Annotated in this window: 14 protein-coding genes; 11 read left to right on the forward strand and 3 right to left on the reverse strand. The window is 45.7% G+C overall.

The window, feature by feature from the left end; all coding sequences use genetic code 11:
• The first annotated feature begins 2 nt into the window (after positions 1 to 2).
• From HMPREF1139_RS08685 to motB, 11 genes are all read left to right on the forward strand, one after another.
• Entirely contained in the window at positions 3 to 896 is an 894-nt protein-coding gene (locus HMPREF1139_RS08685; protein ID WP_009651102.1) for a PDC sensor domain-containing protein, read from the forward strand.
• The gene (hisH, locus tag HMPREF1139_RS08690) at positions 893 to 1,504 is read left to right on the forward strand and encodes an imidazole glycerol phosphate synthase subunit HisH (RefSeq protein WP_009651012.1); all 612 of its coding nucleotides are present in this window, start codon (positions 893 to 895) and stop codon (positions 1,502 to 1,504) included. Before HMPREF1139_RS08685 ends, hisH begins: the two co-directional genes overlap by 4 nt.
• Positions 1,504 to 2,214 carry a 1-(5-phosphoribosyl)-5-[(5-phosphoribosylamino)methylideneamino]imidazole-4-carboxamide isomerase gene (gene hisA / locus HMPREF1139_RS08695; protein WP_009651077.1) on the forward strand — a complete coding sequence of 237 codons (711 nt, stop codon included), beginning with the start codon at positions 1,504 to 1,506 and terminating at the stop codon, positions 2,212 to 2,214. Before hisH ends, hisA begins: the two co-directional genes overlap by 1 nt.
• 62 nt (positions 2,215 to 2,276) lie before the next feature.
• The gene (locus HMPREF1139_RS08700; protein WP_026175517.1) at positions 2,277 to 2,642 is read left to right on the forward strand and encodes a chemotaxis response regulator CheY; all 366 of its coding nucleotides are present in this window, start codon (positions 2,277 to 2,279) and stop codon (positions 2,640 to 2,642) included.
• The gene (locus tag HMPREF1139_RS08705; protein ID WP_009651094.1) at positions 2,642 to 3,475 is read left to right on the forward strand and encodes a 50S ribosomal protein L11 methyltransferase; all 834 of its coding nucleotides are present in this window, start codon (positions 2,642 to 2,644) and stop codon (positions 3,473 to 3,475) included. Before HMPREF1139_RS08700 ends, HMPREF1139_RS08705 begins: the two co-directional genes overlap by 1 nt.
• On the forward strand, positions 3,476 to 5,422 hold the full coding sequence (gene ftsH / locus HMPREF1139_RS08710) for an ATP-dependent zinc metalloprotease FtsH (RefSeq protein WP_009651011.1): 1,947 nt from the start codon (positions 3,476 to 3,478) through the stop codon (positions 5,420 to 5,422). It begins immediately after the preceding gene.
• A gap of 2 nt (positions 5,423 to 5,424) precedes the next feature.
• Positions 5,425 to 6,045, forward strand: coding sequence for a phosphatidylserine decarboxylase (locus HMPREF1139_RS08715; protein ID WP_009650979.1), 621 nt, complete (start codon positions 5,425 to 5,427; stop codon positions 6,043 to 6,045).
• On the forward strand, positions 6,045 to 6,776 hold the full coding sequence (gene pssA, locus HMPREF1139_RS08720; protein WP_009651056.1) for a CDP-diacylglycerol--serine O-phosphatidyltransferase: 732 nt from the start codon (positions 6,045 to 6,047) through the stop codon (positions 6,774 to 6,776). The genes HMPREF1139_RS08715 and pssA overlap by 1 nt, the downstream gene beginning before the upstream one ends.
• 134 nt (positions 6,777 to 6,910) lie before the next feature.
• A complete protein-coding gene (locus HMPREF1139_RS08725) occupies positions 6,911 to 8,425 on the forward strand; it encodes a 2-isopropylmalate synthase (RefSeq protein WP_009651039.1) in 1,515 nt (504 codons plus the stop codon).
• 117 nt (positions 8,426 to 8,542) lie between these two features.
• A complete protein-coding gene (gene motA, locus HMPREF1139_RS08730) occupies positions 8,543 to 9,316 on the forward strand; it encodes a flagellar motor stator protein MotA (protein WP_009651053.1) in 774 nt (257 codons plus the stop codon).
• Positions 9,317 to 9,322: 6 nt separating this feature from the next.
• Positions 9,323 to 10,051: a flagellar motor protein MotB gene (gene motB / locus HMPREF1139_RS08735; RefSeq protein WP_009650971.1), complete on the forward strand. Its 729-nt coding sequence runs from the start codon at positions 9,323 to 9,325 to the stop codon at positions 10,049 to 10,051.
• Between the two features lie 9 nt (positions 10,052 to 10,060).
• On the opposite strand, the gene HMPREF1139_RS08740 is transcribed toward motB, so the two are convergent.
• From HMPREF1139_RS08740 to trpS, 3 genes are read right to left on the reverse strand one after another with little or no spacing between them, the layout of a single operon-like run.
• On the reverse strand, positions 10,061 to 12,424 hold the full coding sequence (locus HMPREF1139_RS08740) for a tetratricopeptide repeat protein (RefSeq protein WP_009651035.1): 2,364 nt from the start codon (positions 12,422 to 12,424) through the stop codon (positions 10,061 to 10,063).
• Positions 12,424 to 13,668, reverse strand: coding sequence for a serine--tRNA ligase (gene serS / locus HMPREF1139_RS08745; RefSeq protein ID WP_009651024.1), 1,245 nt, complete (start codon positions 13,666 to 13,668; stop codon positions 12,424 to 12,426). Before serS ends, HMPREF1139_RS08740 begins: the two co-directional genes overlap by 1 nt.
• A gap of 8 nt (positions 13,669 to 13,676) precedes the next feature.
• Positions 13,677 to 14,642: a tryptophan--tRNA ligase gene (gene trpS / locus HMPREF1139_RS08750; RefSeq protein WP_009650994.1), complete on the reverse strand. Its 966-nt coding sequence runs from the start codon at positions 14,640 to 14,642 to the stop codon at positions 13,677 to 13,679.
• Between the last annotated feature and the right edge of the window lie 76 nt (positions 14,643 to 14,718).

Here is a 14,718-nt window from a genome sequence, read left to right on the forward strand (position 1 = left end):
ATTTGGTAATAAAAGACATCCAGCGTTTCAGCGATACCCGCTACAAGGCGCGCGCATATATCTGCTATCTTTTTAGTCGCAACCTTCCAAACCACCTGCCCGGCGTCTCGCTCGCCTCGATAAAAAGCGGCTTTGAAAAGATCAGTCGCGAGATAGAAAATTTCGACGCATTTTACGTGCTGGACGAGAACGGCATACAGCTGGAAAACGCGATCAGCCTAAACAAAAAATACGAGGTCGGCGAGGGCGAGGATCGCTCGAATAAGGCTTATTATTATCTGGCAGTGCGTGAAAAACGCTGCGTGCTGAGCGACCCCTATCCTTCGAGCCTGAACGCAAATTTATGTGTCACGGCGAGCGTGCCGATATATGATGACGCTGGCAGGCTTAAATTTATCGCCTGCATCGATATTTCGCTAGAAAATATCCTCACGATGACCGACTCTGGCGAGCTGGAAAATTATTTTGGTAAATTTTTAAAGGCGGTTTATAGCCTCTTTTGCGCCGCACTTTTTATGATCTGTGCGTTTTTGTTTTGGCACGGGGTGAAGGACTTTATCCTCACAAGCATCGAATATATCGACATCGAGGAGATATTTTCATCGACTATCATCTTAACGCTAGCCTTAGCGATATTTGATCTGGTTAAAACGATATTTGAAGAGGAGGTCATCGGCAAAAATCACGACGAAAACAGCGTCGTTTATAAGACGATGGTGCGATTTATCGGCTCGATCATCATCGCCCTTGCGATCGAAGCGCTCATGCTTGTATTTAAATTTGCCATCACCGCGCCCGAAAACATCATAAACGCGATCTATCTCATCGGCGGCGTGGCGGTGCTGATGATAGCACTTAGCGTCTATCTTTTTAGCGTCAAAAGGCAGGAGAAATGATCGGTATCATCGATTATGGCGCGGGAAATTTACAAAGTGTGATGAACGCGTTTGAGAAGCTAAATTTAAGCGCGCGGCTTGTAAGAAACGCCGAGGAGCTCGTAAAATTTGAGCGCATTATCTTGCCGGGCGTTGGGGCGTTTGGCGAGGCGATGAAAAAGCTAAAATCTGCAAATTTAGACGAAGCGATCAAAGATTTCGTCGCGAGCGGAAGACCGTTTTTAGGCATTTGCCTTGGCATGCAGCTGCTTTTTGAAAAGAGCAGCGAATTTGGCGAGCATGCTGGGCTTGGCTTGCTTCGCGGCGAGGTGGTTAAATTTGACGACGCTAAATTTGACGAGCCGTTAAAAGTGCCGCACACCGGCTGGAACGTGATAAATTTCGTGCGCGAAAGGCCTATAAATCGCGGGCTCAAAAAGAGCGAATATCTTTACTTCGTGCATAGCTACCACGTTGTCTGCGATGAAAATGCCGTGCTTGGCAGTAGCGAATACGGCTATAAATTTACGAGCGCGGTAGCGATTGATAACGTCTTTGGCTTTCAGCCACACCCCGAGAAAAGCCACGACACGGGACTAAAAATTTTACAAAATTTTGGGAGGCTTTGATGGAGATTTTCCCCGCGATCGATCTAAAAGAGGGTAAGGCGGTGAGGCTTAGTAAGGGCGAGATGAGGAGTGCGAAAATTTACTCTCACGCCCCGCAGGAGTTAGCAAAAATTTTTGAGGGTTACGGCGCAAAATGGCTGCACGTCGTCGATCTAGACGGTGCGTTTGCCGGCGAGACGGTAAATTTTGACGTGGTCGAAAAGATCATAAAATCCACAAATTTAAAGGTGCAAATCGGCGGAGGCATACGCGACGAAGCGCGCATAAAACGCTATCTTGACATCGGAGCTAGCCGCGTGATCTTGGGCTCAGTCGCGCTAAACGAGCCAAATTTCGTCCGCAAGATGGCTAAAATTTATCCAGTCGTTGTCGGCATCGACGCAAAAGATGGCTTTGTCGCGACGCAGGGCTGGGCAGAGGTCTCGCAGATGAGAGCTAGCGAGCTGGCGGCTAAATTTGCGGATGCTGGCGTGAAAGCGATAATCTGCACCGACATCGCAAAGGACGGCATGCTAGGTGGCGTGAATTTAGACTTCACGCTTGAAATAGCGCGTGCAAGCGGCGTGGATACGATCGCAAGCGGTGGCGTGAAAGATATGAGCGACATCGTGCGACTAAAAGACAGTGGCGAAGTAGCCGGCGTGATCGTGGGAAAGGCGTATTACGAGGGCAAAATCGACCTAAAAGAGGCTTTTAGAAAAGTTTTATAATTAAAGCTTTGATAAATTTAAAATTTGATAGAATAGAGCAATTTTTACTAAAAGGATATTGTGTGAAGATTTTGGTTGTAGATGACAGCTCGACGATGAGAAGAATCATAAAAAATACTTTACAAAGACTTGGACATCAAGAAATTTTAGAGGCCGAACATGGGCTTGAAGCATGGAATTTGATGGCGCAACATAGCGATATAGATGTGCTCATCACCGACTGGAATATGCCTGAGATGAACGGGCTGGAGCTGGTTAAAAAGGTTCGCGCCGAGCAAAAATACGTCGATATGCCTATCATAATGGTAACGACAGAAGGCGGTAAAGCCGAAGTCATCACCGCTTTGAAGGCTGGTGTGAACAACTACATCGTCAAGCCTTTTACGCCGCAAGTTTTAAAAGAGAAGCTTGAAGACGTTCTTGGTTGATGAAAGATAAATTCTACGAATTAAGCATCAAAACATCGGAATTTTACGATGAGATTTTGGAGCTTGTCTTCTCTTTCGGGACTACTTGCCTAGAAGAGCTGGACAACGAAATAATATTGCGAGACGAGGACGATCTAAGCCAAATCGAATGGGGCGTGAACGAATACGCCAAGAGGCTCTGCACAGCGCTAGAAAAGCCAAACGATATCCGAACAAAACTCAGCATAAAAGAAAACAAAGACTGGATAAACGAATACAAAAAGGCAGTCAAGCCTATCCTTTTAGATAAAATTTACATCCGTCCAAGCTGGGAAAACGAGCTAAAGGGCGTGACAAACATCATAATAGACCCGGCGCTAGCCTTTGGGTCGGGCCATCATGAGAGCACAAGCTCTTGTTTGCTGTTTTTGCAAAAATATGCAAAAAACGGCGATAAGGCACTTGATGTAGGTTGCGGAAGTGGGATTTTAAGCATCGCGCTCGCTAAGCTTGGCTGCGATGTCGAGGCCTGCGACACTGACGAGCAAGCCATCGAGAGCTCTAAAAGCAACGCTATGCTAAATGGCGTAAATTTTAGTAAAATTTGGGTCGGTTCCATTGCAAATTTAGATAAAAAATACGACATAGTCGTGGCAAACATCATCGCAGACGTGATATTCATGCTTGCAAACGATCTAAAGCGTGCATTGAAAGATGGCGCATATCTCATACTTTCGGGGATCTTGACCAAGTATGAAGAGCGGATAAAAGAGACTTTTAAACAGCTTGATCTGATCGAGAAAAAAGAGCTTGGCGACTGGGTCAGCTTTGTTTTTAAAAATAAGAGGAAATGAATGAATAATCAAAATAATAAAAATCAAAACAATGGCGACAATAACGGCTTTTTTAATAAAAATCCGATACTGATTTTTGCGATTTTCGCCATAATCATCGTGCTTGCTTTTAGAAGCTTTACTGGTGATAGCATGGGCTCTATCGCTATGGGCTCACAGGCTCAAAGCAAGGTCATACCGTATTCCGAATTTAAAGACATGCTAAAAGCGAAGCAAATAAACGAGGTCGCGATCTCCGATAGCACGATAAGAGCCGCCGGGCACGATAAAACGGTTTACATCATAAAGCGTGTCAGCGATCCTACGCTAATTAGCCTACTTGAGCAAAACAACGTCGCATACAGCGCTTATAGCGATACTAATTGGTTCACCGAGCTACTGTTTTCATGGGTACTTCCTGTGTTTATATTCTTTGGTATCTGGATGTTTTTGGCTAGCAGGATGCAAAGAAATATGGGCGGGGGCATACTCGGCATAGGAAGCGCGAAAAAGCTTATAAATTCCGAGAAGCCAAAGGTGAAATTTGACGATGTGGCAGGCGTGGAAGAGGCTAAAGAAGAGGTTCAAGAGATAGTCGATTATCTAAAAAGCCCGGATAAATATCTAAATTTAGGAGCGAAAATACCAAAAGGAATTTTGCTCGTAGGACCTCCTGGAACAGGCAAAACGCTTTTAGCCAGAGCCGTTGCCGGCGAAGCTGATGTGCCGTTTTTTTCTATGTCGGCCTCAAGCTTCATAGAGATGTTTGTTGGTGTGGGCGCCAGCCGCGTGCGCGATTTGTTTGAAAATGCGAAAAAAGAGGCGCCGGCGATCGTGTTTATCGACGAGATAGACGCGATAGGAAAGAGTAGAAATTCCGGCCCAATGGGAGGAAACGACGAGCGCGAGCAGACGCTTAATCAACTACTTTCCGAGATGGACGGGTTTGACGCTGACAAATCGCCTGTCATCGTCATCGCAGCTACGAACAGACCCGAAATTTTAGACGCTGCGCTTTTAAGACCCGGTAGGTTTGATAGACAGGTGCTTGTCGATAAGCCTGATTTTAAGGGGCGCTGTGATATATTGAAAGTGCATATGAAAGATGTCAAGATAGGCAAAGACGTCAGCCTCGAGGAGATCGGGCGTCTTACGACCGGGCTTGCAGGAGCCGATCTTGAAAATATCATAAACGAGGCCGCGCTCCTTGCCGGACGCAAGTCAAAGCCTTTCGTCGAGCAAGCCGACCTAGTAGAGGCAGTCGAGCGCTCTATCGCGGGCTTGGAGAAAAAGTCGCGCCGTGTAAATCCGAAAGAAAAAAAGATAGTCACCTATCACGAGTGCGGCCACGCCCTCATCGCCGAGATAACCAAAGGCGCAAAAAAGGTCACCAAGGTTTCCGTCGTCCCACGCGGCCTTGCGGCACTTGGCTATACGCTAAATACGCCTGAAGAAAATAAATTTATGATGCAAAAGCACGAGCTCATAGCCGAGGTCGATGTGCTTCTTGGCGGACGCGCTGCCGAGGAAGTTTTCATAAAAGAAATTTCGACCGGCGCCAGCAACGACCTTGAGCGAGCGACTGACATCATAAAAGCCATGGTAAGCATGTATGGAATGAGCGATGTTGCCGGACTTATGGTGCTTGAAAAGCAGCGAGCGACATTTTTAAACGGCGGACAGAGCATAAAAGATTACAGCGATAAGATGGCTGAAAAGGTTGATGACTTCGTAAAAAGCATGCTTCATGAGAGGTATTCCGCCGTTTTGGAAGCACTTGAAATTTATAGCGGTGCGATAGAAAGTATGGTAAGCGCGCTTTACGAAGAGGAGACTATCGAAGGCAAGAGAGTCCGCGAGATCATTAAAGCTTATGAGGAGCAAAACGGACTTGAAACTCGCCTAGTCTCAAACGACGAGCATAGCGAATTTGACGGACACGCCAAACAAGGTCAAAAAGAGGACTGAAAATGACAGGATATATCGCGAGATACGGCTATAAATGTATCGTATTTTCGGGCATTCTATTGCTTTTGTCATTGCTATTTGGCTTTTTGCCGCTATTTTTTACGGTGATTTTCATCCTGACATTGTATTTTTTTAGAGACCCGGAGCGAGTGCCTTATACAGATGACGAGCTAGCTTTGCTATCGCCTATCGACGGTAAGATTGCCGATATTTCTCTTTCAAATTTTGAAGGAGACGACGTTACCAAGATCGTGATAGAAAAATCGTTTTTTGGCGTTGGTTCGCTTCGTGCGCCGTGCGATATGCAAATTTTGGATATTCGCCGTAGGCACGGGCTGTTTTTGTGCAATCATATGAAAATTTCAGAGGCTCTCAACGAGCGAGCTTTGCTAGTTTGTCAAAGTGGCTCGCTAAAATTTGCGATGCGCATAATCGCGGGAGTCTTTAGCAAAAGGCTTTTTTTAGATAGAGTTCAAAATTTAAAGGCCGCTCGTAAATTTGGTTTCCTGGGCTGCGGTATAGTGGTGATGTTTTTGCCAAAAGATACTAAAATTTGCGTAAGCTTGGGCGAAAAGCTAAAAGCCGGCGAGCTTTTGGGTTATTTTGATAAAAAGGATAGATGATGAATAGCTTACAAAAGATGCAGCTTATGTATATCTTGCCAAATTTATTTACCGCTGCGAGCGCATTTTTGGGCGTCATAAGCGTTATCTCGTCTATCCAGGGCAACTACACCAAAGCGATCATTTATGTCGTTTTATCTCTCGTGCTTGACGGACTTGATGGACGCGTAGCCAGACTAACGAAAACTACCAGTAAATTTGGCGTAGAATTTGACAGCTTGGCCGATCTGGTCGCATTTGGCGTCGCACCGGCCATTTTGTTTTACATCGTCATCGGAGTGCAGTTTGGTAAATTTGGAGCGCTGATAGCTGCGATGTTCGTAGTTTTTGGAGCTATCAGACTTGCTAGATTTAACGTAACTACGGGCACCTACGAACCAAACGTTTTCATCGGGCTTCCTATACCGACGGCCGCGATAGTCAGCGTCCTTTGGATCGGCGTGTATCTTGATTATGAAATTTTGCAAGGATTCGAGTGGTTTTACGTCCTTTTACAAAGCGTCTTGGCGGTTTTGATGGTCAGTAACATCCGCTATCCAAGCTTTAAAAAGATGAATTTAAAACAAACTCACGTTATGCGCATACTAGTCGTTTTGGTGGTAGCATTTTCCATGCTTTATCTTTATCCCTTTGAAAGCGCGACGATAGTTATGAGCGTTTACACTTTATATGGTATAATTAGGGCGGCCATAATGTTTAGCAAAAATTCTAAGAAAAAGGAGAGCGAATGAGCGATGCAGGTATCATAAAATCGCGTAAATTCTTGCCTAAAATCGAAATCAAAAACTCTCTACTGCTACTTTGGTAGCAAATACTCACTCTAAAACTAACCCCAAAATTTTAAAATTCACACTAAGGATAAAAAATGGATAATAAAATAATAATTTTTGATACGACATTAAGAGACGGTGAGCAAAGTCCGGGAGCTTCGATGAATACGGCTGAAAAGCTTCAAATAGCGCTTCAGCTAGAAAGGCTTGGCGTAGATGTCATGGAGGCTGGTTTCGCGGCGGCAAGCCCCGGGGATTTTGACGCGGTAAATCAAATAGCCAAACAAGCGTCCAATATAACCGTATGCTCGCTAGCTAGAGCCGTAGAGCGCGACATAAAGGCTGCCGGCGAGGCCTTGGCTCCCGCTAAACATAAGCGCATCCACACATTCATCGCCACAAGCCCTATCCATATGGAATTTAAGCTGAAAATGAAACCGGACGAGGTCATCAAACGCGCGATAGACGCCGTGAAATACGCCAAGAGCTTTTGCGATGATGTCGAGTTTAGCTGCGAGGACGCGTGCAGGAGCGAGATGAGCTTTTTAAAAGAAATTTGCGACGCCGCTATAAACGCTGGAGCAAAAACGATCAACATCCCCGACACCGTGGGGTATCTATATCCCGAGGAGATTACCGCTCGCATAGGAGAAATGGTTAAATTTATAAATGGTCGCGCAGTCGTCTCCGTGCATAATCACAACGACCTAGGCCTAGCTACGGCAAACTCGCTAGCCGCGATAAAAGCGGGCGCAAGGCAGGTTGAGTGTACGCTAAACGGTATCGGCGAGCGTGCGGGAAATGCCGCGCTTGAAGAGATCGTGATGGCGATAAAGACGCGTCAAGACGTGTTCGCTCCACTTTATACGGACATCATATGCAAGGAAATTTATCCGACTTCGCGTCTCATCGCTAGCATCACCGGCATCGAGCCTCAGCCAAACAAAGCGATCGTGGGTAAAAACGCCTTTGCTCATGAAAGCGGCATACACCAAGACGGCGTGCTAAAACATAAAGAGACCTACGAGATCATCTCGGCCGAGAGTATCGGGCTTGAGAAAAATTCGCTCGTGCTCGGCAAACATAGTGGCCGTCACGCGTTTAAAGATAAGCTTGCCACACTTGGGTTTGACCTTGAAAGTGAGGCTTTAAATACTGCGTTTGAGAAATTTAAAGATCTTGCGGACAAGAAAAAGGAAATTTTCGATGATGATTTGCGTGCGCTCGTGGCTGAAGAGATAACCAAGATACCGCAAGCTTACGAGATAGTAAGACTACTTCAAAGTAGCTGCAACAACGCTCTGGCAAGCGCATCCGTAAGCATAAAGCATGATGATGAGGTCGTAAGCGACTCTGCACTTGGAAACGGCACTGTCGATGCGATATTTAAGGTCGTAGATAGGATAAGCGGAGTTAGCGGCATACTAAAAGATTATAAAGTCACCGCCGTTTCACAGGGTAAAGACGCTTTGGCCAAGGTCGATGTGAAGGTCGAATTTGAGGGCTTTAACGCGGTCATGGGGCACGGACTTGACATAGATACGATGATGGCTAGCGCAAAGGCGTATGTAGGGGCGCTAAATAGCTTTTTGAAAATGAGAAGGAATTGATTTGAAATTTAGCCCGCTTTATGAGGCGGGCATCATCAGTAGCGATAAGTAAGTAAGTATTATTCAAATTTTACGATATAATTACACAATAAAAATTTAATACTTCAAGGACATTGTATGGATCTATCTACGATACTTGGGATGCTTCTGTCAGTCACTAGTATCTCTATAGGCGATATCTTGGAGGGTGGAAGCCCCCTTCATGTCATTCATGTCTCGTCACTGCTTATCGTTATCCCGACTGCTATATTTTCGGCTATGACATCTACTAATAAAAAATTTATAAAGCCTGCTTTCAAGGAGTTAAAAATCATTTTTAAAGGCACCGGTACCGACGTGCCAAAGCTGATAAAAGAGCTCATCGACCTCTCTGTCACCGCACGTAGAGACGGGCTTTTGGCGCTTGAGCCAAAGGTAGCTACTATCGAAGATGAATTTTTAAAGAGTGCGATGATGATGCTAGTCGACGGTCAGCCAATAGGCGACATCAGAGAAAATATGGAGATCAAGATAGAACAGCTTGAAGAGTATTATCACGAGTGCGGGCACTTTTGGATCAAGACTGGCGAGAGCTGCCCGACGTTTGGGCTAGTCGGAGCGGTCATGGGTCTGATGCTGGCTCTTGCCTTGCTTGATGATCCTGCGGCTATGGCGGCTGGTATCGCCGGTGCATTTACCGCAACGGTGACTGGTATCATGGGTGCGTATGCGATCTTTGGTCCTTGGGGAGCTAAGATAATGGCAAATGCAAAAGACATAATAAGAACTAAAACCGTGATCATAGAGGCGGTCACGGGCATAGCAGAAGGTGCAAACCCGAGGAATTTAGAAGAGAGGCTGTTTAACTTCCTTTCGCATGACGAGCCGGCTCAGTCGCAATTTAACAAGTAGGTAAAAATGGGTAAAAAATGTAAAAAACAAGAGTGTCCGGCCGGCGAGAAATGGGCCGTTCCTTATGCGGACTTCCTCTCTTTGTTGCTCGCGCTTTTCATCGCACTTTACGCTATATCGGCTGCAAATACCGAAAAAGTCAAGGCTTTAAAGACGGAATTTATTAAAATTTTTGACTATCCGGCGAGTAAAACTACCGACAACATCGTCTCTCAAGGCAACAAAGAATCAAATGCCAAAAACGATGCCAAATCACAGCTCGAACAACTAAAAGCCGCTAACGCCGAGCAAGAGCAGACCATAAAAGAGCTTAAAGCGATGCTGGATCAAAGCGAGGGGCAAATTTCGCTTGATATGCCAGACGGCGTTAGTTTTAAAGCTGGCGAGACGCAAGTAACGGATCAAAATTCCATTGAATTTATAAAAACAACGGCAAAGATAGCAAATAAATTGCCTCAAAATATCTCTGTCGAGATCAGAGGCTACACCGGCGGCTCGGCAAACGGGCTGGAAAGCTTTGAACTAGGGTATAAACGAGCTATGAGCGTCGCTCAAATTTTGGCTGATGATGGCTTGGACGCCTCTAGGATGCGCATCGTCTCATACGGTAACGAGCCTGCTCCAAAGAGCGTCTCTGGCAGCGACAGCAATAGAGTTCAGATATTTTTTAAAGTCGATAAAAACGATACTAAGACGCAAAAATCTGTCCTTGACGCCTTAAAAGGGCTACGATAAAATAGCCCTTCATCTATCTTTTGCGTGATTTATCATAAAATCAAAAAATTCGCTTTTAAATTCAGTATTTTTTATGAGCTCATACTGTATGAGCGCCGCCTCTATGTTCCCGACCTCTTGATAAAGATATCCAAGTGCTACGCGACTTTCGTAGGAATTTGGATCGGTTAGCTTGGATAGCTCTAAAAGCGCGATCGCGTTTTGCGGCTTGTTCGCACCCGTGGCTGCTACCGCGGCTAAAAATAATGTGCCCGCATCTTGCACCTTAAACTCATCGATCGCTTTATTGTAAAGCCTAAACGCGTCATCGAAGTCATTGGTGAAAATTTCGACATAGGCAAGCGTTTGGACGATATTGGCATTCGCCGGTGCGATGCGCAGCTGCTCTTTTAGTTTGTCGCGTTCGTAGTTTAAGAGCCCGGCGATTTGCAAGAGTTTGATGTATTGCTTGCGGATGATGCTGGCTCCGTGGTAAAAGGCGCTTGAGTCAAGCTGCCTGTCTTTGAAATAAATTTGAATGGCTCTGGCGTATTCTTTGACGCTTTTTTGCTGATTGTTCGCGATGAAATTTAGGATGTTGGTGATGATATCGTTTGGTAAAATTTGCATCAGCTGCTTCGTTTTTTCACGCATCATCTCATCTTGCGAGGTCATCTTTGCGATGATCGTATCAAAGGCCAAATTTAGCGTATTTTGATCCTTTGGCTCTTCAAGCCACCTTAGCATCGCACTTTGGTTACCACTTACCAGGCTAAGTAGCGCAGCGTAAATATTTACCGGCTTTAAATTTTTATCGTTTTCTAAATTTTCACCTATCTCCTCGATGAGCTTTGGATCGACGCTGTGGGTCATATCCATACTGATCGCGCAAAAAACGCCCGCTAAATGGTTATTCACGTCAAGATGATAGCTCGTTATGAAATGCTTTGCAGCCAGACTGAAATTCCCAAGCTGTGCGTAGCTAAGCGCTAGGTTGTATTGAAGTATCGAGTGGTTTGGATAGAGCTTGACAAGGGCCTCGAAGTCGCGATTGGCCTCTTTTAGCTGGTAGTTTAGCGCTTTTGCGATGGCGCTGCTTAGCTCTATGTTTACCTTTGACATGGTCGCACTCTTGCTTAGATAGTCGTTTGCCGCCGAGGTATCGTCTAGAAATACACTGACTCCGCCTTTTCTGATGTATTCCACGCTTTGTTTAGCGTCAAAGACTTTGTAAGGTGCGAAGTAAAACAGCGTCTCGTATCTTCTGATTTTATTGAAAAACATATCGTCGTTAAAGTGTAGCTGGGCTAAATTTACATCAAACAGCTCGGGATTTAGTATCGTTTTTATCTTGTAAATTTTGCTTGGCTTTAACGGATCGATCGAGTAAATATCCCTTATGAAAGCCGCTGCGTCCTTGTAGTAGCCGGTTTTTAGATCTATTAGCGCCGCTATCATTTTGATGAGGTCAGGGTCGGTCGTGCTTTTGGCGGCTTTACTTAGATAATCGCGCGCCTTGTCGTAGTTTGCCTGCCTTGCGTAAAGCTGCGCGAGGGTGATGTTGGCGTTAAATTCCTTTTGGCTTTCGAGCTTTGCTATCGCCGCCTCGTCGTTGCCTAGAAGCGATAAAATTTTAGCGCTTAGGTAGACGTATTTGTCCTTGTAGTCATCTCCGCTAGGGTGCGAGAGAGCCTGCAAAGCCTCAAAATAGTTGCCTTTATAATAACTCACTAACGCGTAATAATAGCTATAAAGCGGCGAGCTCTCCTCATATTGCAAGAACGAGTTGGCAAGCCCGATGTAGTAGTTGAAATTTTTAGTGTTGTTTGACTCGAGCGAGCAAACGGCGGCGTTTATCGCGCTAACGGCGGTATTTTCATGATCGGCGATGGCTTTGGTGAAGGAGGTGATAGCTTCGGCGCATTTGCCTTGCTTCATTTGAGAGACGCCTAGATTGTAGTTTGAGAGCGACTCGTTGTAAACGGCTATATTTTCGTAAATTTTAAGCGCTTCGAATTTATTGCCCCTTTCGTAGAGCTGATTTGCCTTGCTGATCATGTCATCGATCTTGGAAGCGCCGAAATTTTGCGTTTTGTAGTTTTCCTCTATATTTTGGGCGAGCGTTGTCGTATCGATCGGCGGATTTTTATCCTTTTTCAGTAAAAATATAAGCAAAACCGCTACCAAAACGATCAGCACCAAAGCGCCAAGCCCTATGAAGATAAATTTTTTATTGCTCTTTTTTACCTTGATAGGCTCGGGGATATTTTCATCATTTAGCACATCGCCCGGCTGGATGCTCTCAAGAGATACGATCTCCTCGTTCACATCGGCGTTTGGCTGTTCGTTTTCCTCGCCGGGCGGCTTTAAGACTACGACTTCTTCATCGGCCACTACATATACCTTTTAAGAACGTCTGGGATCTCGATCGTCCCGTCTTGACGTTGATAGTTTTCCATTATGGCTATGAGCGTCCTGCCTACGGCTAGGCTGGAGCCGTTTAGCGTATTTACAAGGGCGTTTTTCTTGCCATCTTTGAAGCGAATTTTTGCTCGTCTGGCCTGAAAATCGCGTGTATTTGAGATGGAGCTTATCTCGCGATATTTGTTTTGAGACGGCAGCCAGACCTCAAGGTCGATCGTCTTTGCCGCACTAAAGCCAAGATCGCCGCTACAAAGCAGCATATGTCGGTGCGGTAAGCCAAGCGAAGTGAGCAGGTCGCTCGCGCAAGCGACCATTTCGTCTAAAATTTGCTCGCTTTGCTCGGGCTTTGTTATGCTTACAAGCTCGACCTTTTCAAACTGATGCTGGCGGATCATACCGCGCGTATCGCGACCGGCCGAGCCTGCCTCTTGACGAAAGCACGCCGAGTAGCAAGTCATCTTGATCGGTAAAATTTCAGCGTCTATTATCTCGTCGTTGTAGATATTAGTCACCGGCACTTCGCTAGTCGGGATCAAGTAAAGATCCTCGTCGCGCACCTTGTAAAGATCGTCCTCAAATTTTGGCAGCTGTCCGGTGCCGTAAAGCGTGTTTGAATTTACCAAAAACGGCACATTTACCAGCTCAAACCCTCGCGCGCTGTTAAAATCGATCATATAATTTACCAAAGCCCTTGAGAGCCTCGCCGCCTCGCCTCTTAAGATCGTAAAACGAGAGCCTGAAATTTTAGCTCCGCGCTCGAAATCAAGCCAGCCAAGCTGCTCTCCAAGCTCATAATGCGCCTTTGGCGTAAAAGAAAATTCTCGCGGATTAAGCACCTTTTTTATGCAGACATTATCCTCTTCGTCTCGGCCCAAAGGCACGTCATCGTCAGTGATATTTGGCACGTTTGAGGCGATATTATCTAGCTTTTCCTCGAGTACTCGTACGATTTCGTTTTGCGCACTAAGCGCTTCTTTGTTTTTACTAAGCTCCTCTTTTAGGTCCGTCACATCGCCGCCACTTCTAGTTAGTGCGCCTAGCTCTTTGCTCTTTGCGTTTTGCACGGCTTGGAAGTTTTCTAAAATTTGGCGCTGTTTTTTTAGCTCGTTAAACGTGTCAAGCAGGCTTTTTAGAACGTCTTCGTTTGTATTTTTGCCTCGAAGCTTGCTGACGAAATTTTCGTAATTGCTCTCAAGTAGTTTTAAATTTATCATCGCTTTTCCTATCTGTAAATTCCCGTTTTTTCTCGCACCTTTTCTATCAAAGGCAGCGCATAAATTCGCGCCTTGGCTGCACCTTCGTTCAAGATCTCCTTGACCTCGCCGAAGTGGTTCGTGTAATATTCAAATTTCTCTCTTGCGTCTTTAAAATACTCCCAAACAAGCTCGTTTAGGTAGGCTTTGAAGTGCCCGTGCCCTTCGCCGCCTTTTTCGTAGCGCGCTTGAAGTGCTTTTTGTCCGTCCTCGTCTAAAAACAGCTTTGCGATGTTATAAACGTTGCAGTTTTGCCACTGTTTTGGGGCTTCGAGCGGTTCGCTGGCCGTTACGATGGAGCCGATTTGTTTTTTGAGCGTTTTGGCGTCTGCGAAAATATCTATCGTGTTGCCGTAGCTCTTGCTCATTTTTGCGCCGTCTGTGCCCGGTACGGTAGCGACGTTCTCATCGACACGGTGAGTCGGTAGAGTTAAAATTTCGCCGTGTTCGTTATTGAATTTAAGCGCGATGTCGCGTGCTATCTCGACGTGCTGGATCTGATCCTTACCCACGGGCACGATCTGGGCGCTATATAGCAGTATGTCAGCCGCCATCAGCACCGGGTAGCTAAACAGTCCGTGGCTGGCGCCTATGCCCTTTGCGACCTTATCTTTGTAGCTGTGCGCGCGCTCTAGCAGGCCCATTGGAGTGTATTGGCTTAGCACCCAATAAAGCTCAAGCACCTCTTTGACGTCGCTTTGCACCCAAAATACACTTTTTTCAGGATCGATACCAAGCGCTAAAAACGCAGCCGCAGCTTCTAGCGTGTTTTGCCTGAGCGCCTTTGCGTCGCTTAGCGATGTCATCGCGTGGTAGTTTGCGATAAACATAAACATCTCGCTTGTCTTTTGCGCTTCTACCATCTGCTTTATCGATGCGAAATAGTTGCCCAAATGCAGCTTCCCGCTAGGCTGCAAGCCTGTTAAAACTCTCATTTTTATCCTTTTTTCTCGCTCTAAATTTATAAATTTTGGCTTTATTTTACCCGCTTTTGGCTAAATTTACTTTATT

It is taken from the genome of Campylobacter sp. FOBRC14 (genome assembly GCF_000287855.1).
Lineage (GTDB): Bacteria > Campylobacterota > Campylobacteria > Campylobacterales > Campylobacteraceae > Campylobacter_A > Campylobacter_A curvus.

Excerpts from the sequence above, each read along its gene's own strand:
- serS (WP_009651024.1), bottom strand. The coding sequence starts at position 13,668 with ATGATAAATTTAAAACTACTTGAGAGCAATTACGAAAATTTCGTCAGC.
- HMPREF1139_RS08705 (WP_009651094.1), top strand. The coding sequence starts at position 2,642 with ATGAAAGATAAATTCTACGAATTAAGCATCAAAACATCGGAATTTTAC.
- trpS (WP_009650994.1), bottom strand. The coding sequence starts at position 14,642 with ATGAGAGTTTTAACAGGCTTGCAGCCTAGCGGGAAGCTGCATTTGGGC.
- hisH (WP_009651012.1), top strand. The coding sequence starts at position 893 with ATGATCGGTATCATCGATTATGGCGCGGGAAATTTACAAAGTGTGATG.
- pssA (WP_009651056.1), top strand. The coding sequence starts at position 6,045 with ATGAATAGCTTACAAAAGATGCAGCTTATGTATATCTTGCCAAATTTA.
- motA (WP_009651053.1), top strand. The coding sequence starts at position 8,543 with ATGGATCTATCTACGATACTTGGGATGCTTCTGTCAGTCACTAGTATC.
- ftsH (WP_009651011.1), top strand. The coding sequence starts at position 3,476 with ATGAATAATCAAAATAATAAAAATCAAAACAATGGCGACAATAACGGC.
- hisA (WP_009651077.1), top strand. The coding sequence starts at position 1,504 with ATGGAGATTTTCCCCGCGATCGATCTAAAAGAGGGTAAGGCGGTGAGG.
- HMPREF1139_RS08715 (WP_009650979.1), top strand. The coding sequence starts at position 5,425 with ATGACAGGATATATCGCGAGATACGGCTATAAATGTATCGTATTTTCG.
- HMPREF1139_RS08725 (WP_009651039.1), top strand. The coding sequence starts at position 6,911 with ATGGATAATAAAATAATAATTTTTGATACGACATTAAGAGACGGTGAG.
- motB (WP_009650971.1), top strand. The coding sequence starts at position 9,323 with ATGGGTAAAAAATGTAAAAAACAAGAGTGTCCGGCCGGCGAGAAATGG.